The organism is Paenibacillus glycanilyticus, assembly GCF_051200795.1.
Taxonomy (GTDB): domain Bacteria; phylum Bacillota; class Bacilli; order Paenibacillales; family Paenibacillaceae; genus Pristimantibacillus; species Pristimantibacillus glycanilyticus.
Window position 1 is genome coordinate 606,195 of sequence record NZ_CP195155.1, and the last position, 24,742, is coordinate 630,936.

Below are 24,742 nucleotides of genomic sequence, written 5' to 3' on the forward strand. Positions count from 1 at the left end.
ATTATGATCAACAAAGTAACACTGCAGAACGTGAATAATAGACTAATGAATAGCTGATTTCTTAGGGGAGGAAAGGATTCTAACCATGATCAAGATACGCAGTCGTTCCTCTCTGCCGTCCGATACGGTCCTGGTGGCCCCGGCATTCCTGAAGAATTGGAGTTTATCCCAAAATCAAAGTCTCCTTCTCCAATTCGGCATTACGACCCATCCGATTAAAGTGATGACCTCAGAGAAGGTGCCGCAAGGCCAAATGCTCGTCTCTCATGCCTGCATGAATACATTAAAGATACCGGCAGAGGGACAATTTCAAGTCCGAAAGGATGGAAATACGCTCAGCGTAGGTCCCTATATCGGTATTCTTGTTGATAAGATAAAAGGCAGTCTGCCCATTAAGAATCTACTCCATTATGCGAAGACACACCGTCACGTGAATGGGGCGCTGCTGGCTTTTTCCCCGGATGCCGTTAATCTTCGGACAAAGACGATCCACGGGTTTATGTATTCGCCTGTAAAAAAGACCTGGATCTACGGCCAATACCGATATCCCTCGTCCATTATTAACAAGTCGTTAACCGGTACACCGTTAATGGCCCATTTTCAAAACAGCTTGGGAAGAACCGTCTTTAATAATTTTCGGCTGGATAAATGGAGCATGCACAAGCTCCTCTCCCGGAGCGGAAGCGTCAGAGCCCATCTGCCCAGAACCATTCTGTTTCAAAGTCCGCAGGACATTGCCCGAATGCTTGAGCAAAGCGACGAGGTCTATATGAAACCGGTTCGAGGATCATTCGGGAGCCATATTCTCAAGCTGTCCAAACAAAATCATAAAATCGCGGTTACGCATAAAGGTTCATTGAAGAAGGTTTTTCGGAATGTGCAGGAGCTGAGTCAATTCCTTCGGAAACAAAATCATCAATCCGGCTATTTGATTCAAGACAGAATAAAGCTGGTCTCCTCCAAAGAGCGTCTCATCGATTTCCGGTTAATCCTGGTGAAGGACGGGCAAGGAAATTGGCAGCGGATGGGAATTATCGCAAGGCAAGGACCTCGGAGGTCCATTGTCAGCAACATATCCAAAGGCGGAACAGCCATGGAGGGTAAACGGGCGCTTCGAAGGATTCTGCATATGGGAGAAGCCGAAGCTGGAGCTGCCTGTCTCAGGATGGAAAAGATTGCTCGGAATATCGCTAAGCAGCTGGTGTCATCGGGCTATCATGCCGCAAATTTGGGCTTCGACTTTGCTCTTGATACACGGAATAAATTGTGGATTATCGAGGTTAATCATAACGACCCCAATCATACGATCGCTTTGGACGCGGGGGAGACGCAAATGTTCCATCGGACGATTAGGGCGAATATGCTGTATGCCAAAAAACTAGCCGGCTTCGGCACAAGCCATCCGTCGAAAGGAAGGCCGTAATCATGGCGATGCGTGTTAAAAAGCTGAATCATGCGGAGAAAGACAGCTTACTCGTCAACCAAGCTTTTTTGCGGAAATTCGCAGGCAGGCCGTCCACCGTCAAGGTGCATTTCGGGGCATGGAACAGACAATTAAAGGTGAGAGTATCTCAAAGCCTGCCAAGCGATACAATTGGTATTTCATCGCAATCGCTGGGGGGATACAGCCTTCCGCCTTTGAAATATAAAGTGTTGGTCAAAGGGAATAACGTTCACATCGGTCCCGTGCTAGGGATTGTCGCGTTTAAACCTGGGGCTGCTATTACAATGGAGAAAATAAAAAATTACAATGATTACTTACGTCCCTATTCTTCTATACAGGGCTTAATCTATATTTGCCGGGCGGACGATATTTCTTTGCAAGCGAGGAAGATTCGAGGGTACTATTATTCCCCGGAAGGCGCGTCCAAGTGGACTCTGGGCACTTTTCCGTATCCATCCGCTTTATATAGAAGAGCAGCGCTAAATCCGCCTACCTACAAAGCCCTCAAACGGGTGCTTGGACCTCGCCTGTTTAATGGATATTTCCTCGGCGACCATTTCAACAAGTGGAAGTTATGGAAATGGCTTTCCCCTCATCCGGCGATCCGCAAGCATTTGCCCCATACGAGAAAGCTGCAGGGCCGCAAAGATCTGGATTACATGTTATCCCGTTACAACGCTGTTTATTTGAAGCCTACGATGGAATCTATGGCTAGGGGGATTATAAAAGCGGTTCGCAAGGGGGATGGCTATCAGTTTATTTACCCCGAAAATAATAAAAAAGCCAGTCCTTATCGAATTGTATCCGTAGGGTCTACGGAGGTAGCCGGTTTTCTAGCCAATCTCCTGCGGGAACATCAGTATATCGTGCAGCAAGGGATCGAAATGAAACGACAAGGCAGCAGAGGCATCGACTTCAGGGTCATTATGCAAAAAAACGAACAGCTGCAGTGGTCCTGTACGGGCGTCATTGCAAGGTTCGGCAAGAAAAACGGCATTGTTACAAACTTTACATCCGCCGGCTTTGCATCAAAAGGCTTAAATGCGCTGCAAGGCACCTATGGGTATAGCCGAAGCCAGTCGCTGCTGACTCAAAACCGAATGATCGAGATCTGCACCAAGGCCTGCAAAATTTTCGATTCCAAAGGCGGAAATTACGCCGATATTGGCGTCGATGTGATGGTGGATAAAAACGGTCATATTTATGTGCTCGAAGTGAACATTTTACCCGATCATCATCTGGCGTTGTATGCCAAGCAAAGGGACTTATACCTGAAGCAGGTGGCTAAGCCGTTGCTGTACGCGAATGCGCTTGCGGGCTTCAAAAACTCTAACTAAAGCGAAGGGCACGGCGAATGATGCCGTCGCTCTTTTTTTAGGCGAAAAAAAGACTAGGAGGTCGAAAAAGATAGGGAAAACTTTTTTGCAAATGACTAGCCTAACAGATTATGATAAAAGTAGCTAGAAACAGGGAGGGATTAGGAAAATGAGTCAAGATCAATTGCATGTAGATGCTCTTTTGAAAGCGGTTACGGATCGGTTGATTCCAGGGGATGATTGGCAGTCGGCAAGCGATGCGGGAGTCTTAACCTATTTGGAGCGTTATGCCGGGCAGGACGCTGCAGTCTGGGCGAAGGTGATTGAACCCGGGCTCCGCTTTTTGCAAGAGGAAGCCATGAGGCTTCATGGGAAGCCGTTTTCCGAATTGCCTGCCGGTGAGCAAGATCAACTGCTGCAAGAAGCGGAAGCTGACGCCTACCGGGACTGGCCTGTTTCGTCGAAGCTATTTTTCGATACGTTATTGAATCTAACAGCCGAAGGTTATTACGGAACTCCGGAGGCTGGAGGGAATAGAGAAGGAAAGTCGTGGGAGATGCTAGGCTTTCGTCCGGGCCCCGCGGCAGAGGCAATAACGCCAGCTCCGGAGGCAGACTTCCCGCATAAAACGCTGGAGCAGCTGCGCGACCGATACGATGCGGTGGTAATCGGGGCCGGTGCAGGGGGATCGGTTGCTGCTGCTGTCCTGGCCGAGTCCGGCATGCAGGTGCTTGTTGTCGAGCGCGGAAGCTGGCTGAAATACGATGAGGTTGGCAGGGATCATCTGCGGAATCACCGGATCAGCAAATACGGGCATAACACGGGTCCGGATGTGGAAGGCAACCCCCGCACGTTTGCTATGGCGGACGGCAGCGAGCGAATAACGCTGCCTATTGATGGCGATTACCACAATAATGCGATGACGGTTGGCGGAGGGACGAGGGTTTACGGAGCGCAGGCGTGGCGGTTTCATACGGAAGATTTCCGTATGGCAAGCCGTTACGGAATACCGGAAGGCAGCTCGCTCGCCGACTGGCCAATCTCTTACGAGGATCTTGAGCCTTATTACCAGCGTGCCGAATGGGAAGTTGGCGTATCCGGCGACGGGAGTGCCCATCCCGGCAGAGGCAAGCGTTACGGTCCTTATCCTATGCCGGCCATGCCTATGACGCTGGAAGCCGAACGGTTAGCCCGTGCTGCCCAGAAGCTAGGCTGGAATTCTGGTGCCGTACCGCTTCTTATTAACTCCGTTGAAAGGGATGGCCGGCAGGCTTGCGGCAGATGCGGTCAATGCGTAGGTTTTGCCTGCCCGACTAACAGCAAGAACGGCGGGCATAACACGATGCTGGTAAGAGCGATAGCGACGGGGAATTGCGATCTGATTTGCGATACTTTTGCCGAGTACATAGATACCGATGGAGGAAAACATGCGACCGGAGTCCGTCTCGTGCAGGAATGGAACGGTTCGGTCCAACGTCGGCAAATTCAGGCAGGCCATGTGGTTGTTGCTGCGGGAGCGATTGAAAGCGCGCGGCTCCTGCTTAACTCCGCAAGCGATTCAGAGCCGGACGGGATCGGCAACCGGAATGGGCAAGTCGGCAGAAACCTGCAGGGTCATGTGTATTCCGGTGCTTACGGGATTTTTGACGAGGTGGTTCAAGACGGCCTTGGTCCAGGGGTCAGCATAGCGACTTTCAACACGGAACATAGCCATTTGGGGATTATCGGCGGGGGGCTGCTCGCGAACGAGTTCACGCGGCTGCCTCTTATCCATTGGTATCGGGCGCTTTCGCCGAATGCGGCGAGATGGGGGATAAAGGGCAAGGAAACGATGCGCGATACCTTCCTGCGCACGAGCCAAATTCAAGGGCCTATTCAGGAGATTCCTAACCCCGACTCCAGAGTGCGGCTGTCGAAGTCGGTGAAGGATCGTTTTGGCATACCGGTTGCGTTCCTGTCCGGCAGCGTTCATCCCGAGTCCCTCCGGGCTGCGGCTGTGTTGGGAGAGCAGGCGGAGAAGTGGCTGTGGGCAGCCGGGGCGCGTGAAGTCTGGCAGACGAAGCCGGGCGGAGGCTTAAGCGCAGGACAGCATCAGGCGGGTACACTTCGCATGGGGAACGATCCCGAGACATCCGTCACCGATCCGTCCGGCCGCGTGCACGGATACGACAATCTGTGGGTGAGCGATGGGTCCGTTCACGTGACCAACGGCGGCGTTAATCCGGTGCTGACGATTATGGCGTTGGCCTTCCGCACGGCGGATAACCTGGTGAAACTGAGCTAGAGGCCGGACGTCCGAGCCGTGTAAAAGCCGTTTCGCACATAGGATTGGGCTGTAACAGGCTGCGTGTGCAGCAGTTTGTTGCGGCCCTTTTATGCGCAAAAAATAAATCCGACGCTTTTTGCTTACCCGTATCTTTTTATGGATTTTTATCGTTAATAGATTGAAAATTAGGATAAAGGAGCTGACCGAGCTATGGAAAAAATCGTCGCATTTGTATCCGGCATATTTATTCCGGTAACCGATATTGGGCGTTCATCGGAATGGTACATTCGAATGTTCGGTGTGGAAGCGATTGAAAGGACCGATTATAGAGTTGGACTTGCATTCCCTAACAGTCAAACCTTGGTGTTGTTATGGAAAGTGGAAAAACCGCAGCCCGTGCAATTTGACTCGGGTAAAGCGATGATGCCCTATTACAATTTCACTTCTTACGATATTAACCTTTCGTATGAACAGCTTAAGGCCAAGGGGGCAAAGCTAAGCGAAATTCACGAAGAGGATGGATACCGGTTTTTCGAAGCTTTTGATCCCGACGAGAATCCCTTAAGCGTCGTGGAAGAGACGGGGCAGACCCCGTATTTTACCCACAAGGAAAACTTAAGGAAGCAGCGATAATGCAGCAGAAGAACAAATTGGACTCAGGCTATGAAACGTTTGCGGTGATGACGCTTCCGCTGCAAGGCGATCTGAGAAGGTATTGTCTGGCTAAGGCCGGCTCGGCTTGGGACGCCGATGATCTGCTGCAGGAATCGCTTATTAAAGCCTACCGTTGGCATCTCCGGTTCCCGGACAGGGAATTGACGAAGCCGTTTTTATTTCGGATTGCCTCCAACTCCTGGATAGATATATGCCGCAGCCGTAAGCTGCAGCCGCAAACCGGGCAGCTTGAAGCTTACCAAATCCCATCCTACGACGAATGGAGCGGGTGGGATGTGCGTGAAGCGCTTGAATTGTTATCCGATCGGCTTGAACCGAGGCAAGCCGTTCTTGTGTTGCTGATCGACGTGTTTCACTTTACCGCGAAGGAAACGGGACAACTGTTCGGACAATCCGAGGGCTCGGTGAAGGCGGCTCTGAAGCGGGCGAGGACGAGGCTAAAGACGGCCGTTGAGCGCCATCCTGAATGTTGGGATGATACCGTGATTACAACTCCTCGCCGCGGACTTAGCATGGAGGTGTTCGAAGCGCTTGTGGACGGTTTTCGCCGTGCGGATCCCTACGCGATATTCCGTTCGTACCAGAAGATGATAGAGGATGGCGCTGCGGTGAACCGGATTCAATTGCGCGGGAATAGGCTTTATTTTACGATCATCGACCCCGATGGCAATGAATTGACGATAACGGAGAAGTTGAAATGACAGGATAAACCTTATCTTTCGTACTCCGAGGAGTGATTGCGTTGTTGGAAATACCGCGGCAGCAATACGAATGGATCAGTTCCGTTAGACAGAACGTGTTTGCTTTCTTGGAGGAGCTGCCTCCCCAAAAATTGCATCAGGCTCTTCCCGAATTTGGGCGCGGAACGATTATTCGAACTCATGTGGAGACGCATGAGTTTCATCACAAGGGTCAAATCGTATCGATGGCCAGGCATCTGGCTTCCCGCCTCCGGCCGATGATCGTTTGGGCGGGCTTTTCGTCTGAATAGCAATAGGAAAATTCGCATGAAGGGCGAAAATTATTTTACAGGACTTGTAGAAATCCGCATTCCGAAATCGACATAAAGATGTAAGTCAAATAAGTGATCGATGAGAGGAGCTTGAAGCATGCATTTTACGCTGATGTTTTTTGAAAGTACGGAGGATTTCGCCGCTCGCAAGGACCCTGAGAAACAACAGGAGTATTTGGCTGGCTGGTCGCATTATGTTCATGCGCTGCGTGATTCCGGGGTTGTTGTTACCGGGTTTGGCCTGCATTCGCCAGATACGGCTGCGACGTTACGGCGAAATGACGGAACCATTTTTGTGCAGGACGGCCCCTTTACCGAAACGAAAGAACAGCTTGGCGGATTATTCGTTATCGACGTGCCTGACTTGGATGCTGCGCTGGAGTGGGCGGCCCGCGCTCCCGTAAACGCCGTGGAAGTAAGGCAAAATCTCCCGGCTATGTAATAGGAGCGAAATGGATACTTATCGGACAATCGAAAATACCGTTCGCGACTCTTATGGCCGCATCCTTTCCTATCTAGCCGCTAACTGGCGTGATCTGGAGGCGGTTGAAGATGCGCTTGCGGATGCCCTCGTCACCGCTTTGGAATCGTGGCCGAAGAAGGGGATTCCGGACAAACCGGAGGCTTGGCTGCTTATGGTGGCTAAGCGGCGTCTTATGGACCGCCTCCGTCGTGAGCGCGTTTCCGAAAAAGCCTATTCGGCTCTGATCGCCATGTCGGAGGAAGCGGAGCATATGGATTCCGCAGCCTTTCCTGATGACCGGCTGAAAATGCTGTTCTTGTGCTCGCATCCCGAGATCGATCCGTCAATTCACACGCCGTTAATGCTGCAGCTCGTGCTTGGCATCGACGCATCCCGCATCGCGTCCGCATTCGTAGTGAAGCCCTCCACGATGGGACAGCGGCTTACGCGCGCCAAGGCAAAAATTCGAAGCGACCGTCTGACCTTCACCATGCCTGACGTTGAAGAATTGCCTAAACGCTTGGATGCCGTGCTGGATGCCATCTATGCGGCGTATGGCAGCGGTTGGGATGATCTTGCGGGAGTAGATTCGAGGCGCAGAGGGTTAGTGGATGAGGCCATTTATTTGGGAAGACTCCTTGCCGCTTATATGCCGGATGAACCCGAAACGCAGGGGCTTCTTGCTCTTATGCTGCATTGTGAAGCACGGCAAAGAGCCCGCCGCGACGATGCGGGGAGCTACATTCCGCTAAGCGAGCAGGATACATCGCGCTGGTCCGCCTCGTTGATAACGGAGGCAGAAAAATGTCTGCATAAAGCCGCGCGATTCGGCCGAATCGGACGATTTCAGCTGATGGCCGCAATTCAGTCCGTTCATGCCCAGCGGGCAAGGACCGGACGTATGGAATGGAAGGAAATTGCCTTGCTATATGAGGGGTTAAGCCAACTGAGCCCAACTCTCGGCATTCTGGTAGGACGCGCGGCTGCTGTTGCGGAGGCATACGGTCCAAGGGAAGGATTGGCTCTTCTAGAAGCGATACCTCAAGCGAACAGGGACAGCTACCAGCCTTATTGGGCGCTGTTAGCCCATTTGCTCAGGTTAACGGAGAATCTTGAGGAAGCACGGACAGCTTACAGCCGCGCGATTGGCCTTTGCGAGGACCGTTCCGTAAAACAGTTCCTGCATCAACGCGCAATGGAGATCTGTTAATCTGCAAACGGTGCACCCTGCCGGTAAGCCCGGGGAGACAGGCCGTATCTTTTCTTAAACAGCTTGGAGAAATGAAACTCATCATAGAACTGCAGGGCGGCGGCAATTTCTTTCACCGATGCTTGGGTTGTCTCGAGCGATGTCTTGGCCGCGGCCAGCTTCAGCTCCTGCATATATTGGTTGGGGGACATCCCCGTTCTCTCGCGGAAGCGGGTGAAGAAGGCAGTGCGCGACAAGCCGCTTTGCCGAATCCATTCCTCGGTTAGGAAGGGCTGTCCAATCGTTTGGTGCATGCGGTACAAAATATCGTCTAATTCGGGATGCCTGCCGGAGCGGCCGGCATTCCGTTCCCTGGCGAATAGCAGCAGAAGCTCCTGCATGGCCAGATGGGAGTCGTAAGCATAGCCGGCAGGCTTCATAATGAGATTGTTAATCAGCCGCTCGTTCATTCGGGCGGCTTCCGCCATTTTGGCGGTGGATACGGGAATGCCTACAGGAAGGTTTAATCCTAAGGCCATGTCCAGCGAATCAAATTCCAGAAAATAAAACTTCCAATTTCCATTGAGACATCGGTATGCGGTGGGGATATCCGGCGGTACGATGATATAGGTTCCGGCATCCAGCTCATGCTGCTCGCTTCCCAGCGTGATTACGCCTTTGCCTTCCCAGGTTGCGAATAAGCCGGGGGAAGAGAAGCCGGCCGGCTTGGTGACCTGATAAGCGTTATCCGCTTGTACCTTCCATATTAACCGAAACTTGCAGGGCGGTGGAAGCGGATGCTCTTCAAGCTCGTAGGGGATATTCATAAAGGACATGGCAAGCCTTCCTTTCGGAATTTTAGTACGATTATACATGTTTTTGCTAATGACCTCCATGGTATAGATAGAGGGTCCGGCTTTACAATGAAGCTACTATCCGATTAAGGAGTGGTTGGTGGATGCTGCTAAAAGTAGGAAGCCGGGAGCTAGAGCTTGGAGGACCTCATTTAACGGAACTGAGAGATTCGAATGAGCTATTGCATGATGCTGACGCATTAAGAGCGCGGCTTGCGGAGGACGGTTATTTGCTGCTTCGGGACTTCCATAATCGAGAGCAAGTGTTGAAGGCGCGCCATGCCATCCTGAAGAAAATGGACAAGATGGGCAAGCTGGACCGGGATACGCTGCTGGAGGAAGGCGTAATGGCCGACGGCAGCAAAACGATTTTCATGGGAGGCACTAACGAGGATTTGCCGGAACTGCTCAGCGTGCTGAATGGCGAGCATATAATGAGCTTCTTTGATGAGCTGCTGGGGGAACGATCGCTGACGTACCATTACAAGTGGCTTCGCGCCGTTGGACAAGGAGATTTTACCGGTGCGCATTACGATATTGTGTATATGGGGCGCGGCACGCATAACCTCTACACCGTATGGTCGCCTCTTGGCGATATCGATTATGCCATGGGAGGTTTGGCGATTTGCCTGGATTCCCATCATTTTGAGGAGTTGAAGAAGTCTTACGGCTCCAAGGATTCGGACCGCGATCCCGGTATCGGGCATTATACGGATGATCCGCTAGTCATTACGGAGAAATTTGGAGGCAAATGGGCTACGGCCGAGTATTGCGCGGGGGATGTATTGATTTTTGGCATGTTCCTCATGCATTGCTCGCTAGCCAATACGACGAACCAATATCGGCTCAGCGTGGATACGCGGTACCAGTCGAGTTTGGAAAAGGTTGACGAACGGTGGAGCGGCAAGAAGCCGCGCGGCCACTTCAAATAGAAAGCATCTGATAAAACCATCGCCGTGCAGCCAAAGAAACGCTCTTCTACCATATTGTTTATGAGCAAAAATAAACAAGGACCGGAAAACCCCTTCTCGAGGGATTGACCGGTCCTTAGTCTATCCGGGTATCTGTTTTTCTTAGAACAAGCCAAAAAGCCTCTTGCAGGTGTTTTTACGTTTAGGATCGATAATTTGCGTTATTTCGGCCTTTTCCAGCTTTGCAAGCAAGGCGTCCGCTCCATGTTTAAGCTTGTAGTTCATTTCATCGTTGTAAAGAGGGGTCAAACTAAAGAAATGAACCTCCTTGCTCTCTGACGCCCGAAGTGTAAAGAACTCTTCAAGAGATTCTACGGTAGAGGGAATAGTAATCATCATCCCCGACAACTTCGTGGATTCGGAATAAGGCTCGGCAGGATCGCCGTTTGGAATCGTATGATCGGTATAAAACCATGTATTGTACTCATGAGGAAGGCGGGCGAGCATTTTCAAGCATCTGATAGGCCAGTAGTTGTTCTCGTCTTCGAAGCTTTTTTCAGACATTTTCCAATCGGCAGGGAGACAGATCATGAGCTCGGCGTAACGGAAGGCTTCCGCTCCATTAGGGACGGTCATCGGCAGGCTGCTCATCCCGCACGTTACCAGGGTAATGTAATTTTTCTCTTTGGTTGGAGCCACATACAGAATATCAAGATGGATAAGATCGGATATTATTTCATGAAATACAGACTCAACCGGACCGATATGCCGTTCGACATGCTGAGTAATGAGTTCAATCGTCTCTTCATCGCCTCTTGCCGGGGTGAAAGGCCTGTCTGTCTCCTTGTGACGGTAAATCAAACTTCCTGCGGGCGAGCGTTCTTCTACGGTCATATGAGCTCCTTTTGAATAAAAGATATAGATCTATCATACGAAATAGCTATGCTTTTGGGAATATTTAGTTTCTCAGGCAATCTTCAAGCAAGGAATATCATAGGGCGGCGGATAAGTAATAACAGGTAGGAATAATAACATCGCCGGGAGGCTTAAACGATGGGAAAAGAGTTGGCATTTCGCAAGGACGGAACGTTTAAAATTATTCAATTTACGGATATTCACGTGTATGACGGTCTAGGGGAAGCGGATGTCCGCTCGCTGGCTTTAATCAAAAACTTGATCGAATCCGAGAAGCCGGATCTGATTGTTTTCACGGGAGACGTTATTTATGCCGACAATGAAACAGGCGATCTAAGAGGGGGATTCCGGAAAACGGTGCAAATCGCCGACCAATCCGGTATTCCGTTCGCCGTTATTTACGGCAATCACGATGCGGAAAGAAATGTGAAGAAACCGGAGCTGCAAAAGATTTTATCCGAATTCGGCAATTGCATTAGCGAGGCCGGTCCGGAGGACATTGGCGGCATAGGCAATTATACGGCAACGGTCAAAAGCTCTTCGTCGGGCAGCGATGCCGCCGTTCTGTATTTTATGGATTCTGGCGAGTATGCGCATGAAAGCATCGGCGGATACGCATGGATCCAGCCTGGTCAGGTTCAATGGTACAGAGAACAGTCCCGCCAGCTTGCCGAGAAAAATAACGCCGTGTTGCCTGGCCTTGCCTTCCTTCATATCCCTCTTCCCGAATACAACGAAGTATGGGAATCCGGCGGGGCAGAAGGTACAAAAGGAGAGCAAGTGTGCTGCTCCAAGGTCAACAGCGGCTTGTTCGCCGCCCTGTTGGAAAGAGGAGATGTGATGGGGGTATTTGCGGGGCATGATCATAATAATGATTATATCGGCACGCTTCATGGCATCACGCTTGCATATGGACGCGCTACCGGCTACAACACTTACGGCGATTTGAAGCGTGGCGCCAGAATCATTACCCTCATGGAGGGAGAGCGCCGGTTCGATACTTCTATTAAAGAGGATTCAGTCTGATGGTTAAAGAGGACAATCTGTCATTTTATTGCATGAATTGTCAGGCTGCTTGAACATCGCGGTGTTATGCTCCTTACGAAAGGAGGGATCGAGATGGATTGGCTTCAGCGCATGAATCTGGCTATTGAATACATTGAAGATAACCTGGAGCACGAGATCAATTACGAACAGATAGCTAGAATTGCCTTATGCTCCGTCTATCAATTTCAGCGTATGTTTTCGTTTGTGCTTGAGATGCCTTTATCCGAATATATAAGGCGAAGACGGCTGACGCTTGCAGCTTTTGACTTGCAGGACAGGAAGAACAAAGTAACGGATATCGCCTTGAAATACGGCTATGAAACGCCTGAATCCTTCTCTCGGGCATTTCAGAATCTGCACGGACTGACGCCTACTGCGGCCCGGCAGGCGGGTAGACCGTTGAAAGCGTACCCTCGACTCTCCTTTCAAATTATTCTCAAGGGAGTTGCCGAGATGAATTATCGAATTGAGGAACGGAAAGCTTTTCAAGTGTATGGACTAGAAGATATATACGGCATGGACAATATTGCGAATCAAGACGGAATAACGATCCCGGAAGTCTGGCAAAACATTTCAAAGAATGGCGAGTTTGACCGGCTGTTTCATTCATTAGCCGGAGATTGGCGGGCTGAAGGCCATTTCTCTAGAGAACTTGGAGAGGTCTTTGCATTTGATTCCTACAGGTTCACAAGCAATACCACTTTTCCTTATTTAATCGGATGTTATAAATCGGCTGGAAGCAGGATAGACGGGTATACGGTTATTGATGTTCCGGCATCTACTTGGGCGGTATTCTCCACATTAAATGATGGAAACGGGAGCGGGAACTACGATTTGCGTTCGCTTAAAAACCGTATATTCTCGGAATGGCTGCAAACGTCCAAGTATACGATCATGGATGGAGGCAACTTCGAGATGTACTGCACGCATCAGGGTGGGGACGAGTACTGTGAATTATGGTATCGAATCGAGGAAAAGAAAGAATAAAGACACGGACGGACGCTTGCTGGCGTCCGTCCGTGTCTATGTTCTAGCTTTGAAGAACCCGGGTAATCATGGTAGCGAATTCCGCTCTGGTTATTGCGGAGTCGGGGCGGAAGGTGCCGTCGGCATATCCGGTAACGATCTTGTTGGCCATAAGGGCTTCTATATAGGTATGCGCCCAATTGCCTGCTTGCACATCGGGGAAGACAGTGGTGCTGCTGCCGCTGAGCTGGAAGGCTCTGGCTACGAGGGCGGCCATTTCTGCCCGGTTAAGCTTATCGTCCGGGCGGAATTTCCCGTCGGCATAACCATTCATGAGTCCGGACTTCTGAGCGGCTCCGATGTAGCCGGCAGCCCAATGCGTGCTAGGCACGTCGGAGAAGCTGCTTGCCTGCGATTGAAGTCCAAGCTGTATCGCCAGCACCTTTAAGGCCTCTGCGCGCGTAATCCCAAGATCCGGGCGGAAGGTGCCGTCCGGGTAACCGGCCAATAATCCCTTCTTGACCAGGAAGTCGATGCTTGTCTTCGCCCAATGTCCTTCTGTGTCGGCGAACGAAACAGGATCTTCGCCCGGTGTTTCATTTCCTCCCGGAGGCGTTCCGTTATTATTGCCCGGAGGCGTTGTTGTTGGCGGCGTTGTTGTCGGAGGTGTTGTTGGCGGCGTATAGCTCAGCGCTGGCGCGAACGCGGTTACGCTGCGAGCTAAAGTATGCTGCTCCAGGGCGTAGCCCATGGCCAGAACGTTCGCGTCATCCCACGCTTTGCCGACCAACTGCATGGAAATCGAATAGCCATTCGGGTTCTTGCCTACGGGTACTACGACCGTCGGCAGTCCAACGTTGGAGGTAAGTACGCCGGTGCCTCTGTCTGAGCTTAGCTGAGCGGCGGCGCTGTCGTTGTTATACATATCGCTAATAAAGCCTGCATACACAACGCTGTCCACATCGTATTGATCCATCCAGTCCGCGATAATCTTCTTGTAGTTCGTTCTGTAAGCGAGGTACGCCTGTACTTGGCTTTCGGTCATTCGCGGACGTACCTGCAAGCTTGCTTGATTGTATAACAGCAGCTTTGGCGAGGCGAGCAGCTCGTCGCCCGTGGCGTAAGGAAAATCCGGGTTAAGCTCGATGTAGCGTGCCCAGCCCTCGGAGCCGGCATTGCCCGCGGGTCTTGTGCCGCCCCCCGGAGGCGCGCTCATCTCGATCATGGTAGCTCCTGCTTCCACCAGGTCTTCGAAGTGCTGCATGACGGCTTGTCCCGTGCCGTCGTCGGCGTATGAGGACACGAACGAAGAAGGAATATAGCCGATTCGCTTGCCTTGCAGGGCATTGCGGTCTAGAGCTTTCGTCCAGTCGCTAGGTTTTTTGGCATCTGCCTCTTGCGTCAGCATATCCTGCGGGTCGGTGCCGGTTGTTGCGTTAAGGATATAAGAGAGGTCAGTGACGGTACGGGCAATAGGTCCGGCATAGTCCTGCCCCCATGTCAGCGGCATTACGCCGCGCGTGCTTGCCATGCCGTCCGTTCCGCGGAAGGCTGTCAGGCTGGCGCCCGTAGATGGCGCGTACAGCGAAACGCCGGTCTGCGTGCCCATGGCAGCTGCCGCAAAGCTTGCAGCGACGGAAACTGCGGGGCCTCCGCTGGAACCAAACGAAGTTTTGGATGGATAGAGCGCATTCCAGGTTTGCATCCAGCCGCTTTCGCTAAAGCTGCCGCTGTTGGCAAACTCCGATGTATTAGCTTTGCCGATGATGATGGCTCCTGCTTCTCTCAGCTTCTGAATCTGGTAAGCGTCCGATTTAGGCTGCCAGCCTTCCAACGCTTTGGAGCCGCCGGTGGTTGGCATATCCTTGGTATCATAGATATCCTTGACGGCAATCGGAATGCCAAGCAATTGGCCTGTCTTGCCTTCTTTGCGAGCTTGATCCGCTGCCTTGGCCTGTTGAATGGCCGTTTCAGAGACGTGAAGGAAGGAGTGGAAGCCGAGCTGTCCGAGATCATAAGCGTTAATACGATCCAGATAAGCTCTTGTGATCGCTTCGGAGGTCGTGATGCCTTTCTCCATATCGGACTGCATTTGCTCAATGCTTTTGTTAAGGACATCGTAATTGGAGGTCGTTACGGTAGGAGCTGCAGCAGGAGCTGCCGGAATGTCGAGACGCGTGACATCCGCGCAAGCGGCAGTATCAAATCCAGGGAGACTGGACAGATCCCAGTTGCTGAGCGTACATACTTCCGCGGGGGATAAGTGGGTGAGATCGGGATTTTCCGTCATTTGATCAAGTGAATCCGCGGCTTGGGTTAGTCCGGCCTCGCCTGTTTCTCCGGCAAGAACGTATCTGGCCAGCGATTTGGTATGACCGGGTTCGATTGTGAGCTTATGAATGAAGCCGTAGAAGTTCGCATCATTGCCGGTGGTTGCTAGCGGGGTGGTGAAAGGGTTCTGCTGCTGATTGCCGGTGCCTTGCAGCGCGCCTTCAAACGGAGCGGGGGAACCAAGAATGACGCCGATTGGGCGGTCCGCAGCTCTGCTTGTGCCTATTAAAGCCCATGAATCGTCTGCTGCGATGGCTGTGTCGCCGGTAGAGGTCGTTTTTACGGCCCCGTAATTTTGGCCGGTGCCGTAGCCGAGCGATCCGCCGAAGGATACATTGACGGTTACGGGAGCGTTGGTTGTATTGGTGAAGGTATCGAAGAAACGAACGCTATTGCTTGCGCTGTTCAGGTAAACATCGCGTGTAATGAGGACGTCGCCAAGATTGACGGACTGCGTAGTGTCGAAGGTGTCGCTGCCGTCGAATTCAAGCCCGAAGCCTCTCATTAATTGACCGTTCATCCGGGGCGACGGCGAGGTGGATACCTGGACGAAAATATTGCCAAACCCCTGTATAGGCGTGTTGCTCGCTCTGCGGATGCTGCCTGTGTCCAGGTTAGGCGCGAATGAATCGTGAATCTCCCAATCTATTCCGCCTGCGGATGTCAGTTTAGTTAACGCATAGGCGTTATTGGATGGAATAACTCCCGCGAAAACCATGGAAAGCGCGAGGGTTGCCGCGATAGCGTACTTTTTGCCCCAAGCGCGTTTCGATCCCCGGGGAGTCTCGCGATCGGAGGTAGATTGTCGTTTGCCTTGCGATTGATGACTTTTGCTAATGAACAATTTCATGCAACTCCTTCCATATGAACTCGATAGAGATTCTATCACCATGTTAATAGAGCGTCAACAAATCTAACGTATAATCATATAAAAGTAAATTTTTTTAATAAATTTATTGATTATTTATAAATTTTGTGATGTATTCTAACACACAATTAAGCGTTTTCATTATTCAAATGAGTGAAAATTGATATAAAAAATAGCCGCGGAGAAAAACTCCGCAGCCATTTTTATTCTTCCTGGAAAAATACTAGGTTAAAAGCACGGCGATCAGCGCGATGAATGCCGGCAGACCTTGAACGATCAGAATCGAACGCTTTGCCGTAAAACCTCCATAGACCGCCGCTACAAGTACGCAGCCCAGGAAAAATAGCTGAATCTGGTGCCCGGTCGAGGCATCGGGATGAACAAGCCCCCAGAGCAGGCCCGCGGCCAAGAAGCCGTTGTACAGTCCTTGGTTGGCGGCAAGCGACTTGGTCACTTCCGCGAACGATTTCTCGGTTCCGAAAGCTTTCCTGGCTCTTGGACCCGTCCACAGAAACATCTCCAGGATCAGGATATACACATGTTCAATCGCAACAATCGCCGTTAAGATGACGGAGAGTATGAACATAAGATGTGGCCACTCCTTTTTGTGAATGATTTGTAAATGGATTGCATGCAATTTAATTGGCTTAAGAAATTATACAGGATTCTTTGACATATTCATACGACAGCCAAAAAAAAAGACAGGCCGGATGATAATGCCGCTCTGTCTTTCGGGTCGTTGCACAGCACGCTAAACCGGACCTACCTTTTCAAGAACTGCACGCTTTCCCTTTCAATAAGCTGGGTGGCCAGCGTGATATGATGATTGGTCTCCTTGCCCTCCAGCATGTCGATCAGGAGCTGGGCGGCATGATAACCAAGCTCGTATTTATACTGGTGTACGGTTGTGAGAGCAGGTCTGCAATATTCGGTAATATTAATGTTGTCAAAGCCTATGAGAGAAATGTTCTCGGGAACCCGTTGTCCCATGTCCCTGACTCCCTGCAGGGCCCCGATGGCCATCAAATCGCTTGCGCAAAAGATGGCGGTCACTTCAGGCTTGTCGGCAATTACGCGCTTTGCGGCTTCCCGGCCGCCTTGCTCGGAAAATTCTCCGTTAAATACGAGCGAGCTGTCAAAGGAAATGCCGTGATGCGCCAGAGCCTGGAGGTAACCCTCCTGTCTGAGCAGGCTGACGTCGGCTTGAGCGTGGCCGTTGATAAAGGCAATATGACGATGACCCAGCTCCAATAGATGATTGACGGCTGCGAAAGCGCCGCTTGTATTGTCTGAAGTGACGTATCCGACATTTAGCCCTTCCAGCTTGATGTCGATGAGAACGCAAGGAATATCGGAGGACACCACTTCCTTCAGATAGGGGTCATCTAAACGGATCCCCATAATAATGACGCCGTCTACGCCTCGCTCCTGACATAGGGTTTTGTACGATTTCATGACTTGCTTCTGGGGAGTTGTGCTGAACAGCACGAGATCATAATCCAACTCTCCTGAACGATCGTTTATTCCGCATAATACCTCGTAAGCGATATTGTCCTTGGAGCTGTCCCTAGTGACGTTCGACAGGAGCAGTCCTAGCGTCTTGGTCTTTTTTGAGATAAGAGACCGCGCCGCCATATTGGGGCTGTAGCCCAGCTTCTCCGCAATCGATTTAATTTTTAGCCGCGTGCCTTCATTTACATCGTCATAGCCGTTCAGCGCGCGTGATACCGTTGTGACGGAGACGCCGGCCGATTTGGCAATGTCCTTTATTGTAACCATGTCATACCTCCAGAAAGGGGATTGCGTTAAACAAATGTTTGCCTTTTATAGGGAAAATTCATGCTTGTAAATGCTTTCAAGTTGTTCTATAATCCGATTATAAAGTATCCGAAACGTTTTGGATAGAGGATGAGCGATGATACGAGTTTAGTACGAGCTCATTTTTTTTACGTCTTTTCCGAAACGTTTCGGAAAAGAGCTTAGCTATAACGATGGAAATGAGGGAGAAGCTTTGGATTATTTAGTCATCAAAGAAAACGATTTGTTTCTCATAACGGACAGGAACGGGGATATCCGCGAGGGCGATGCTTCAGGGAAGGGCCTCTATACGCATGATACCCGCTTTCTTAGCAGGATGGAGATTCGAATCAACGGCTTAAGTCCGGTGCTATTGTCCTCAGCTGCGGAGGAAAATTATATTTCAACAATCCGCCTCACCAATCCGCATATGGAAAGCGGAGGTGAGCTGATCCTATGGCGCGAGTCCATTGAGATCCAGCGGGAACGCTTTATCTTTGAAGGCGCGTTATACGAGACCTTCAAGCTTACGAGCTATTACCCGAAAGCCGTTCAGTTTGACTTCTCGGTACTGCTGGAATCTGATTTTGCCGATATGTTCGTCATTCGCGGCTTTCAGCACGGAGAGCTTGGAAGCAAGACGCCCGAGAGGCTGGCTCCGAGGGAAAGGGTAATCGGATATATGGGGGCAGACGGCGTGCGCCGCGATACCAAGCTGACATGGAATAAGGATGAGAACCGAATCGCCGAGAATGGAGAGCTGCATTTCGATGTTAGCTTGAATCATCAGGAATATTATGAAATCGCTTTCTTTATTGCGCCGATCATTGACGGCGATGAACCGGCTCGCTATGAACCGGAGGAGGCGAAGAACAGGCTGAGAGCATCCTATGCGAAATGGAACGAAACGTCAACCTCCATCCATAGCGATATGCCCCTGTTCGACAAGCTGTATCATCGCGGCGTACAGGATTTGCGCGTCCTGCTGACCGATCTTGGTCAAGGACCGTTTCCGGTTGCCGGCCTGCCATGGTTCTCGGTGCCATTCGGCAGGGACAGCTTAATTGCCGCTCTGCAGATGCTGTCCTTAAATCCGAATATCGCAAGAGGAACGCTGCTTACGATGGCTTCCCGTCAAGGACAGCAGGAGGACGAATGGCGGGATGAACAGCCTGGCAAGATTATGCACGAAATCCGGTTTGGCGAATTAGCCAATACGAATCAAGTGCCGTTCACACCGTATTATGGAACGATTGACGCAACACCGCTATTCTTGCTCTTAGCCGCCGAGTATTACCACTGGACAGGCGATTCTGGTCTCATCCTTGATTTGATGCCTCATCTGCAGGCCGCGCTTCGCTGGGTGAAGGAATATGGTGACAGCGACGGGGATTCCTTCGTGGAATACAATCAGAAGTCTTCAAAAGGCATAGCGAACCAGGGATGGAAGGATTCCGCCGATTCGATTGTGCACCGCAATGGCGATTACGCAAAGGCTCCCATCGCCCTTGTGGAGGTGCAAGGCTACGTATACCAGGCCCTTACAAGACTAGCGCCGATCTTTAGGGAATTGGGACTTGAAGAGCAGTCGAATGCGATGGAGCAGGATGCGAGAGAGCTTCGGGCTCGGTTCGAGAGGGACTTCTGGATGGATCACGAGAGCTATTACGCCATTGCCTTGGATAAAGACAAGAATCGCGTAGAATCCGTCACGTCGAATGCCGGTCATGTTCTGATGTCTGGAATCGCTTCGCCAGAGCGGGCGAGGGCCGTTGCCGAGCGCCTGACCGCTCCTGACCTGTTCGGAGGTTACGGTATCCGCACCATGAGCATGACCTCCTCCGGCTATAATCCGATGAGCTACCATGACGGAAGCGTATGGCCCCATGACAATTCGTTATGCTTGCTCGGGCTCAGCCGATCCGGCTTCGAGAAGGAAACTCTTACGGTTATGCAGGGCTTGCTGCGCGCTGCCGAAAAATTCGAATATCACAGGCTTCCTGAACTATTTTGCGGATACGATGATTCCCTTGGCGCGCCCGTGCCTTATCCCGTTGCCTGTTCGCCGCAGGCATGGGCTGCCGGAACGCCGCTTACCTTCGTGCAGGCGCTTCTGGGCATAGAGCCGGATGCTCTTGCCCGCCGGATTACGATAAAGCCAATACTGCTCGAAGGGATGAACGAGTTTCAGGTAAATGGGCTTCAAATAGGCGGAGGCGCTCTCAGCATCCGCATCATCCGCGGCACGGATAAGCCCGAGGCGGAGATTCTATCCAATCTGACGGGGTACGAGCTGCGGATTTTATAAATCGGTTTCACGCAATTGTTTATATAAAATTTCATTAGGGAGGTTGTTTGTAACATGAAAAAAACCGGATTTGTGGCTGTGTCGTTAATGCTGGGTGCTTCTCTTGCGTTATCCGCTTGCGGCAGCGGCAACGCTGGCAACGCAAACAAAGGGACCGAGGCGTCGGCGACCAACGCGGCAGGGACGAATAATTCGGCTGGGCAAAATGCAACCAAAGAGCCGGCGGCAGAACCGGTTACCGTTACGCTTGCGGGCTGGGGATCAAGTCCGGAGGAGCAGGACCTGCTGAACCAGACGCTGAAGGAGTTCGAAGCGAAATATCCGAACGTGAAGGTTAAATATGAGGTGATTGCCGATCAATACATGGATGTTATAAAGACTAGGCTGATAGGCGGAGAAGGCCCGGATGTCTTTTATTTGGATGCATTCGAGGCTCCGGGACTCATTGAACGCAACGTGCTGGAGCCGCTCGACAGCTATGTGACGCCGGAATTTGACGTGGCCGACTTCGAGCAGCCGATGGTTGACGCTTTCAAGAAGGATGGCGTATCCTACGGCTTCCCGAAGGACTTTTCTACATTAGCCATGTTCTATAATAAGAAGGATTTTGCCGAGGCTGGAATTACGTCGCCGCCTGCAACCTGGGATGAGCTGAGGGAGGACGCGATCAAGCTGACGAAAAAGGATGGAGGCAAAACCGTTCGGTACGGCTTTGGCGTTGCGCCTGAGCTGGCCCGTCAGATGTTCATGCTCCAAGCCTTCGGCGGTAAAGTATCGGATGAAGAGGGCAATGCCACATTCGCTTCACCGGAAGCTCTGAAGGGCTTGCAGCTTGTTACGGATATGCACGGCACGGACAAATCGTCCGGCGAGCCGAAGGAGGTTGGCGCAGGCTGGGGCGGCGAGATGTTCGGCCAAGGGAAAGCGTCGATCGTATTCGAAGGAAACTGGGCGATTCCGTTCCTGGACGCCAACTATAAGGATCTGGACTACGGTACGGCCGAGCTCCCATCGGTTAACGGCAAAAAAGGCACAATGGCCTTTACGGTTGCGTATGTCATGAACAAGCAATCCAAGCAGAAGGAAGCGGCATGGCAGCTGATCTCTTACCTAACCGGCAAAGAAGGCATGAAGACCTGGACAAGTAAAGGCTTTGCGCTTCCTACTCGCAAATCCGTCGCTCAGGGGCTGGGCTACGATAAAGACGAGCTTCGCGGAGCTCTCGTCGCGGGAGCTTCCTATGCGACGCCTTGGCAGGCGGGCTCTACGCTGCCGACGATTACGAATAACTTCAATAATCAATTCGTAGACGCGTTTATGGGCAATTCGAAGCTGGAGGATGCCATGAAGAAGGCGGAGGACGTTGCCAATAAGGAAATTAAGGCAGCGAAGTAATTAAGCGGGGAAGGGGGGCATCCGCTCCCTCCTTCCTTTCTTAATCATGCCCGAGAGGAGAGGATGCAGCATGACCCAGGGTTCTTCATGGAGAAGGAAGCTTAGAAACAACGTAACGGGGTATTTGTTCTTGCTTCCGACGATCCTAGTGCTTGGCACGTTTTTGTTTTTGCCCGTTTTCTACTCGCTCTATCTGTCGGGCCACAAAGTTAATTTGCTCGGCGACGTCAGCTACAAATGGGTGGGTACGGACAACTTCGTCCGAATGTCGGGAGATGTGCGCGCCTGGATTGCGCTTAAGAATACTGCTTCCTTTGCGCTTTTTGTTGTACCGTTGCAGACGGCATTTGCCATTTTGCTTGCCGTTATTTTGCATGCGAAGCTAAGGTACAAGAATTTTTTCCGAATCGTATTTTTTATGCCGACCGTAACTTCCTCGGCCGTATTGTCTCTTATTTTTATGTGGATCTACAATTCCGAAGGTTTACTGAACCGTATTCTTGAGCTTATCGGTTTACACGGCTACAACTGGCTTGGAGATCCTGCGGTCGCCATGAAGGCGATTATGCTTATGAATATATGGTCTACGGCACCTTTTTTTATGGTCGTATTTTTAGCCGCCCTGCAGGATATTCCGGACGCGCTGTACGAATCGGCTATGCTTGACGGAGCAGGGGCTTGGCGGAGATTCGTCTCCATTACGCTCCCGCTGCTTAAGCCGGCAACTTTCTTTACGGTTGTCATGGGGATTATCGGAACGTTCCAGCTCTTTGATCAATCCTATATTTTCTCGGCGGGCTCGGGCGGTCCGAATAACTCGACTTTAACGGTAGCGCTGCTCATTTACCAATATGCGTTCAAAAACCTTGATTTCGGCTATGCTTCCGCGCTGGCTGTTATGCTGGCTGCGGTTATCATGCTCGTTACTCTGCTTCAGCGCAAGCTGTTCGCCGAAGAAAAGTTGAATTAGGAGGGGATCAAGTTGGTATTTCAGCAAACCAAATGGGGAAAGGCGATCCTGTATCTTCTGCTGTTTGTTTACGGCTGCATAACAGTCGCTCCCTTTTTATGGGCGTTATCCTCTTCATTTAAGCCTTTGAGCGAGATTGTTGCGGGCGGCATCAGCTTTATTCCCAAGCAGTTCACCCTGCAAAATTATTACGATATTTTCGTCAAAGAGCCGCTCTTCCTAAGATGGATGTACAATAGTGCGCTTATTGCGGTAATCGCGACCGTATGCAATACGCTGTTCAACTCGATGGCGGGATATGCCCTTGCCCGAATTGATTTCACGGGAAATAAAGTGATGTTTATACTGATTCTCGCCGTGCAGATGATCCCCGGTCAGCTCACGATCGTACCGGCTTACTTGATTATGAAGCAACTGGATTTGTTAAACACGTATGCGGCATTAACTTTGCCGATGATGGCGAATGCGACCTTTATATTTATGATGCGGCAGTTTTTCCTGGGGTTTCCGAAGGAGATGGAGGAGGCCGCGGCGATGGATGGCCTTAACCGGTTTGGAGTGTTTTTCCGAATTGCCTTGCCGCTTGCGATCCCGGCGCTTGCCGCGCAGACCATATTCGTGTTCATGGGTGCATGGAATGAGTTCCTTAAACCACTAATGTTCATGTCCGATAAATCGATGTTCACGCTTACGCTTGGCCTGAACACCTTTAAAGGGCAATACATCAGCCACTGGAATTACATTATGGCCGCGTCTATGGTATTCACGCTTCCGGCGCTTCTCATTTACGCTTTCTTCAATCGTTTCTTTATTAAGGGAATTACGTTTACTGGCGGTAAATAGCAAATAAGTCAAACCGGAGCTCACTTCTTGAAGCTCCGGTTTTTTTATTTCGGCAAATCCAGCGTCAGTCGACAGTCAGTGAATCATCAGTCGACACCATTCGTGCTAAATATATAATGAGAGATAAGGTATATTTACATATTGGTGGTGATTGCTATTTTATACGGTGCTGCTTTTTTGCTTTCTTTTATAACGGTACTTGTGTTGATTCCTCCACTCAGCCGGCTTGCGTTTAAGATTGATTTTGTAGACAGGCCCAGGAAGGACGTCGAGCGCAAGCTGCACCGGAAGCCGATTCCGCTGACGGCCGGTTACGCGATTTTTATTGGCTTTTTTATCGCTTACCTGGCTGTGGTCCGGGACTTCTCCATGCAGACGGGAGCGATCTTTCTAGGCGGCCTGTTGCTGCTGGCGATCGGTACGGTTGACGATTGGTATAAGACGAAAGGCAAGGACTTTCCCGCGCTGCCGAAGCTGATCGTTCAACTCTCCGCCGCTGTGTTGGTATACGCCTCGGGCGTTGTGTTTGAGGGCTTCGTTAATCCGTTCTCCGGCCATTATGTGGAGCTTCCCGTTCTTTTGCAATTTGTCTTAACGACGCTTTGGATCTTTGGGGTGACGACGGTCATCAACTTCTCGGACGGTCTGGACGGTCTGGCGGGAGGGCTCTCTGCCATCTCCGCAATGACCTTGTTTATCGTAGCGCTGGCCATGGGGCAGTCGAGCTCCGCGAATATGGCGATTATTCTAGTAGGCGTAACTCTAGCTTATTTAAGATTCAACAAACCTCCGGCCAAAATATTCATGGGCGACGCGGGGGCGACTTTTCTCGGATTTATGCTTGCCGTTATTTCGCTAGACGGGGCTTTCAAGCAAGCTACGGCACTCTCTATTTTTATCCCGATTCTCGCCTTGGGGGTTCCGATCTTCGATAATCTGTACGTGATGCTGAAACGCTTCCTGCAAGGGAAGGCCATCTACCAGGCTGACGCAAGCCAGGCGCATTACCGTCTGCTGCGGGCGGGGCTTAATCATAAGCAGGCTCTCATGGTATTGTGTTTAATGGGTACATGCCTCGGCTTGTCCTCTATTATTCTGATGCTGGTAGAAATATAAAGTCTAAGGCCGGACACCCGTTTAGGGTTTCCGGCCTTTTTTTGTTAGGTGTGTTT

Annotated in this window: 21 protein-coding genes; 16 read left to right on the forward strand and 5 right to left on the reverse strand. The window is 51.1% G+C overall.

Annotated features, from left to right (window positions below):
• Positions 1 to 85 precede the first annotated feature (85 nt).
• From ACR9FF_RS02865 to ACR9FF_RS02900, 8 genes are all read left to right on the forward strand, one after another.
• Positions 86 to 1,423: a YheC/YheD family protein gene (locus ACR9FF_RS02865; RefSeq protein ID WP_435168826.1), complete on the forward strand. Its 1,338-nt coding sequence runs from the start codon at positions 86 to 88 to the stop codon at positions 1,421 to 1,423.
• A gap of 2 nt (positions 1,424 to 1,425) precedes the next feature.
• On the forward strand, positions 1,426 to 2,781 hold the full coding sequence (locus ACR9FF_RS02870) for a YheC/YheD family protein (RefSeq protein WP_435168828.1): 1,356 nt from the start codon (positions 1,426 to 1,428) through the stop codon (positions 2,779 to 2,781).
• A 148-nt stretch (positions 2,782 to 2,929) separates the two neighbouring features.
• Complete coding sequence (locus ACR9FF_RS02875; protein ID WP_435168830.1) at positions 2,930 to 5,044, forward strand: GMC family oxidoreductase; 2,115 nt, start codon at positions 2,930 to 2,932, stop codon at positions 5,042 to 5,044.
• A 192-nt stretch (positions 5,045 to 5,236) separates the two neighbouring features.
• Positions 5,237 to 5,659 carry a VOC family protein gene (locus ACR9FF_RS02880; protein WP_435168832.1) on the forward strand — a complete coding sequence of 141 codons (423 nt, stop codon included), beginning with the start codon at positions 5,237 to 5,239 and terminating at the stop codon, positions 5,657 to 5,659.
• Positions 5,659 to 6,402: an RNA polymerase sigma factor gene (locus ACR9FF_RS02885; protein ID WP_435168834.1), complete on the forward strand. Its 744-nt coding sequence runs from the start codon at positions 5,659 to 5,661 to the stop codon at positions 6,400 to 6,402. Before ACR9FF_RS02880 ends, ACR9FF_RS02885 begins: the two co-directional genes overlap by 1 nt.
• 41 nt (positions 6,403 to 6,443) lie before the next feature.
• Entirely contained in the window at positions 6,444 to 6,692 is a 249-nt protein-coding gene (locus tag ACR9FF_RS02890; RefSeq protein WP_435168836.1) for a hypothetical protein, read from the forward strand.
• Between the two features lie 118 nt (positions 6,693 to 6,810).
• Positions 6,811 to 7,155, forward strand: a complete 345-nt coding sequence (locus tag ACR9FF_RS02895) for a YciI family protein (protein ID WP_435168838.1) — start codon at positions 6,811 to 6,813, stop codon at positions 7,153 to 7,155.
• Positions 7,156 to 7,165: 10 nt separating this feature from the next.
• Positions 7,166 to 8,386 carry an RNA polymerase sigma factor gene (locus ACR9FF_RS02900; protein WP_435168840.1) on the forward strand — a complete coding sequence of 407 codons (1,221 nt, stop codon included), beginning with the start codon at positions 7,166 to 7,168 and terminating at the stop codon, positions 8,384 to 8,386.
• Here the strand turns inward: ACR9FF_RS02900 and ACR9FF_RS02905 are convergent.
• The gene (locus tag ACR9FF_RS02905) at positions 8,383 to 9,240 is read right to left on the reverse strand and encodes a helix-turn-helix domain-containing protein (protein ID WP_435168842.1); all 858 of its coding nucleotides are present in this window, start codon (positions 9,238 to 9,240) and stop codon (positions 8,383 to 8,385) included. The genes ACR9FF_RS02900 and ACR9FF_RS02905 overlap by 4 nt on opposite strands.
• An 83-nt stretch (positions 9,241 to 9,323) precedes the next feature.
• Here ACR9FF_RS02905 and ACR9FF_RS02910 point away from each other — a divergent pair, with 83 nt between their 5' ends.
• A complete protein-coding gene (locus ACR9FF_RS02910; protein ID WP_435168844.1) occupies positions 9,324 to 10,151 on the forward strand; it encodes a phytanoyl-CoA dioxygenase family protein in 828 nt (275 codons plus the stop codon).
• Positions 10,152 to 10,292: 141 nt separating this feature from the next.
• Here the strand turns inward: ACR9FF_RS02910 and ACR9FF_RS02915 are convergent, their stop codons facing one another.
• The gene (locus ACR9FF_RS02915) at positions 10,293 to 11,024 is read right to left on the reverse strand and encodes a suppressor of fused domain protein (protein WP_435168846.1); all 732 of its coding nucleotides are present in this window, start codon (positions 11,022 to 11,024) and stop codon (positions 10,293 to 10,295) included.
• Between the two features lie 159 nt (positions 11,025 to 11,183).
• Here ACR9FF_RS02915 and ACR9FF_RS02920 point away from each other — a divergent pair, with 159 nt between their 5' ends.
• Both ACR9FF_RS02920 and ACR9FF_RS02925 read left to right on the forward strand, forming a co-directional pair.
• Positions 11,184 to 12,071, forward strand: coding sequence for a metallophosphoesterase family protein (locus ACR9FF_RS02920; RefSeq protein ID WP_435168848.1), 888 nt, complete (start codon positions 11,184 to 11,186; stop codon positions 12,069 to 12,071).
• A gap of 93 nt (positions 12,072 to 12,164) precedes the next feature.
• Positions 12,165 to 13,079: an AraC family transcriptional regulator gene (locus tag ACR9FF_RS02925; RefSeq protein ID WP_435168850.1), complete on the forward strand. Its 915-nt coding sequence runs from the start codon at positions 12,165 to 12,167 to the stop codon at positions 13,077 to 13,079.
• Between the two features lie 43 nt (positions 13,080 to 13,122).
• On the opposite strand, the gene ACR9FF_RS02930 is transcribed toward ACR9FF_RS02925, so the two are convergent.
• The 3 genes from ACR9FF_RS02930 to ACR9FF_RS02940 form a co-directional block, all read right to left on the reverse strand.
• Positions 13,123 to 16,239 (reverse strand): amidase family protein, encoded by a 3,117-nt coding sequence (locus ACR9FF_RS02930; protein WP_435168852.1) that lies wholly within the window; start codon positions 16,237 to 16,239, stop codon positions 13,123 to 13,125.
• Positions 16,240 to 16,480: 241 nt separating this feature from the next.
• Positions 16,481 to 16,843: a DUF1304 domain-containing protein gene (locus ACR9FF_RS02935; protein ID WP_435168854.1), complete on the reverse strand. Its 363-nt coding sequence runs from the start codon at positions 16,841 to 16,843 to the stop codon at positions 16,481 to 16,483.
• A 176-nt stretch (positions 16,844 to 17,019) separates the two neighbouring features.
• Positions 17,020 to 18,036, reverse strand: coding sequence for a LacI family DNA-binding transcriptional regulator (locus ACR9FF_RS02940; protein ID WP_435168856.1), 1,017 nt, complete (start codon positions 18,034 to 18,036; stop codon positions 17,020 to 17,022).
• A gap of 232 nt (positions 18,037 to 18,268) precedes the next feature.
• Between ACR9FF_RS02940 and ACR9FF_RS02945 the strand changes: the two genes are divergently transcribed.
• The 5 genes from ACR9FF_RS02945 to ACR9FF_RS02965 all read left to right on the forward strand — a co-directional run bounded on the left by ACR9FF_RS02945 (position 18,269) and on the right by ACR9FF_RS02965 (position 24,686).
• A complete protein-coding gene (locus ACR9FF_RS02945) occupies positions 18,269 to 20,362 on the forward strand; it encodes an amylo-alpha-1,6-glucosidase (protein ID WP_435168858.1) in 2,094 nt (697 codons plus the stop codon).
• Between the two features lie 54 nt (positions 20,363 to 20,416).
• The gene (locus tag ACR9FF_RS02950; protein WP_435168860.1) at positions 20,417 to 21,757 is read left to right on the forward strand and encodes an ABC transporter substrate-binding protein; all 1,341 of its coding nucleotides are present in this window, start codon (positions 20,417 to 20,419) and stop codon (positions 21,755 to 21,757) included.
• A gap of 70 nt (positions 21,758 to 21,827) precedes the next feature.
• Positions 21,828 to 22,727 (forward strand): carbohydrate ABC transporter permease, encoded by a 900-nt coding sequence (locus ACR9FF_RS02955; protein ID WP_435168862.1) that lies wholly within the window; start codon positions 21,828 to 21,830, stop codon positions 22,725 to 22,727.
• Positions 22,728 to 22,739: 12 nt separating this feature from the next.
• Positions 22,740 to 23,570 carry a carbohydrate ABC transporter permease gene (locus ACR9FF_RS02960; RefSeq protein ID WP_435168864.1) on the forward strand — a complete coding sequence of 277 codons (831 nt, stop codon included), beginning with the start codon at positions 22,740 to 22,742 and terminating at the stop codon, positions 23,568 to 23,570.
• Positions 23,571 to 23,717: 147 nt separating this feature from the next.
• Positions 23,718 to 24,686, forward strand: a complete 969-nt coding sequence (locus ACR9FF_RS02965; protein WP_435172023.1) for an MraY family glycosyltransferase — start codon at positions 23,718 to 23,720, stop codon at positions 24,684 to 24,686.
• Positions 24,687 to 24,742: the final 56 nt, after the last annotated feature.

Bases quoted from the DNA above. Each gene is read 5' to 3' on its own strand.
- ACR9FF_RS02880 (WP_435168832.1), top strand. From the start codon at position 5,237: ATGGAAAAAATCGTCGCATTTGTATCCGGCATATTTATTCCGGTAACC.
- ACR9FF_RS02910 (WP_435168844.1), top strand. From the start codon at position 9,324: ATGCTGCTAAAAGTAGGAAGCCGGGAGCTAGAGCTTGGAGGACCTCAT.
- ACR9FF_RS02870 (WP_435168828.1), top strand. From the start codon at position 1,426: ATGGCGATGCGTGTTAAAAAGCTGAATCATGCGGAGAAAGACAGCTTA.
- ACR9FF_RS02905 (WP_435168842.1), bottom strand. From the start codon at position 9,240: ATGTATAATCGTACTAAAATTCCGAAAGGAAGGCTTGCCATGTCCTTT.
- ACR9FF_RS02950 (WP_435168860.1), top strand. From the start codon at position 20,417: ATGAAAAAAACCGGATTTGTGGCTGTGTCGTTAATGCTGGGTGCTTCT.
- ACR9FF_RS02865 (WP_435168826.1), top strand. From the start codon at position 86: ATGATCAAGATACGCAGTCGTTCCTCTCTGCCGTCCGATACGGTCCTG.
- ACR9FF_RS02940 (WP_435168856.1), bottom strand. From the start codon at position 18,036: ATGGTTACAATAAAGGACATTGCCAAATCGGCCGGCGTCTCCGTCACA.
- ACR9FF_RS02900 (WP_435168840.1), top strand. From the start codon at position 7,166: ATGGATACTTATCGGACAATCGAAAATACCGTTCGCGACTCTTATGGC.
- ACR9FF_RS02920 (WP_435168848.1), top strand. From the start codon at position 11,184: ATGGGAAAAGAGTTGGCATTTCGCAAGGACGGAACGTTTAAAATTATT.
- ACR9FF_RS02915 (WP_435168846.1), bottom strand. From the start codon at position 11,024: ATGACCGTAGAAGAACGCTCGCCCGCAGGAAGTTTGATTTACCGTCAC.
- ACR9FF_RS02955 (WP_435168862.1), top strand. From the start codon at position 21,828: ATGACCCAGGGTTCTTCATGGAGAAGGAAGCTTAGAAACAACGTAACG.
- ACR9FF_RS02930 (WP_435168852.1), bottom strand. From the start codon at position 16,239: ATGAAATTGTTCATTAGCAAAAGTCATCAATCGCAAGGCAAACGACAA.
- ACR9FF_RS02895 (WP_435168838.1), top strand. From the start codon at position 6,811: ATGCATTTTACGCTGATGTTTTTTGAAAGTACGGAGGATTTCGCCGCT.
- ACR9FF_RS02885 (WP_435168834.1), top strand. From the start codon at position 5,659: ATGCAGCAGAAGAACAAATTGGACTCAGGCTATGAAACGTTTGCGGTG.
- ACR9FF_RS02925 (WP_435168850.1), top strand. From the start codon at position 12,165: ATGGATTGGCTTCAGCGCATGAATCTGGCTATTGAATACATTGAAGAT.
- ACR9FF_RS02875 (WP_435168830.1), top strand. From the start codon at position 2,930: ATGAGTCAAGATCAATTGCATGTAGATGCTCTTTTGAAAGCGGTTACG.
- ACR9FF_RS02935 (WP_435168854.1), bottom strand. From the start codon at position 16,843: ATGTTCATACTCTCCGTCATCTTAACGGCGATTGTTGCGATTGAACAT.